General features: G+C 38.9%; 2 protein-coding genes. Both read left to right on the top strand.

Going from position 1 to position 1,558, the window contains the following annotated elements; all coding sequences use genetic code 11:
* Positions 1–1,210: TonB-dependent receptor (locus tag ACT3RM_RS17775; RefSeq protein ID WP_444511500.1), on the top strand; the 1,210-nt coding region annotated here is incomplete at its 5' end.
* 158 nt (positions 1,211–1,368) lie between these two features.
* Positions 1,369–1,558 (top strand): hypothetical protein (locus ACT3RM_RS17770; RefSeq protein WP_444511499.1); only part of this gene is annotated, 190 nt, incomplete at its 3' end.

The raw sequence follows: 1,558 nt of genomic DNA, 5'->3' as shown, positions 1-1,558 counted from the left end.
AGGTGCAAGTTATAAAAGTTATTGGGCGATTGATGACTTTTTATCAAGCCGTATTTCGGCTGGAGACGAGCGCTTTACGAAAGAACACTCTGCCGCTGAAGGTGTATATTTAGAATATAAAACAGCTTACACAGAAGCTGAACACCAAGAAATAAGAGAGCAAGAGAGAGAGCAGTTTGGTGATTCAAGCTTCTTTGTTGATAATCCTGCAGGATTGGAGAGTTTTCTTGATTTTAGAGAGAGTGATCGTAGAAAAACACACAAAGCGGTCTTAGATCCATGGTTACATAATGGTGAGGGTAAATACCGCAGAGAGAATAATATATGTGTTAACGGGGAATTGAATAACGTAGCTAATTATATAGAAGGCAGTTGTCGCCAAGCGGGTGGGCCTGTAAATGAGTACGATAAGCAAATTGATGGCGGTAAAAAAAAGGGGAACCACTGGGCTCCAGCACTTGCTGCAACCTACTTATTAAATGAACATAGTCGAGTGTACATACGTTATACCGAGGGTATCCGCTTCCCGAGTATGTTCGAAAGTACCTTAGGCTTCTCGGCTAATAACAACCCTTACACAGGTATTAAACCAGAGCATACCTATAATTATGAAACTGCGTTTGTACATAACTTTGAGCAAGGGGATATTAAATTAACCTACTTTCATCATAAAACAAAAGATGTCATAGAACGCTCAGGTAATTTACTACGCTTTTACAATATTGATAAGCAAACATTGCAAGGGTTTGAGTTTCAAGGTCGCTATGACAATGGTTCGTTTTTTGCTGATTTAAGTTTATCTCATATGACTAAGAATGAAGTCTGTGATGAAAGCCTTGCAATTACTCAGGACCCTGTCGAGGGCTCAGTTCCGAATTGTGTACATGCTGGTTTTGCAGGTGGTTACTTAAGCGATCAAGCTATTCCTAATGACTCGGTTAATTTGAGCCTTGGTGGTCGTTATTTCGAAAATTCCCTGGAAACCGGATTACGAAGTGTTTATCTATCAGCAAGTAAAAGTGAAGAAGATCTTGAACGAGATAAAGCGCTGACTTTTGACGCATATGCAAAGTATAGCTGGAGTGAGCGCCTCAACGTTGAGTTGATAGCCACGAATTTAACCGATCTTTATTATATTGATCCACTGGTTCGTTCGAGTGTTCCAGCTCCTGGTAGAACTGTGAAGTTAAAACTACAAATGAGCTTTTAATTTATTGAATTAACTTAGTTGATTAGCTTAAAAAATAAACCCACAAACTAAATAGTTATTATTTTTTGTGGGTTTTTGTTTTTCGTTCGGTGTAGTTAATGAAAGCATCTTAGTTGTGCTTTTTATTTCATTGATTTTTATTTAAAAGGAACTGAAAAATGAACAAGTTATTCGCAACACTCGCAGTACTCACAACCACTTTTAGCTTTGCTGCCCATGCAAATTACGTAGGTACTCAAAATGACAATACCAATATTGAAGTAGGAGAGTCTACGGTTAATGGTGGTCCTCATGTAGCAGGGCGAGCTGGTATTGGCATCGCAGCAATGGGCTCTACTCAACAGAAAC

The organism is Pseudoalteromonas sp. AOP7-A1-14 (genome assembly GCF_052376275.1).
GTDB lineage: Bacteria > Pseudomonadota > Gammaproteobacteria > Enterobacterales > Alteromonadaceae > Pseudoalteromonas.
The sequence above is the reverse complement of the archived record's forward strand: the minus strand, read 5'-3'. Positions and strand labels throughout refer to the sequence as shown.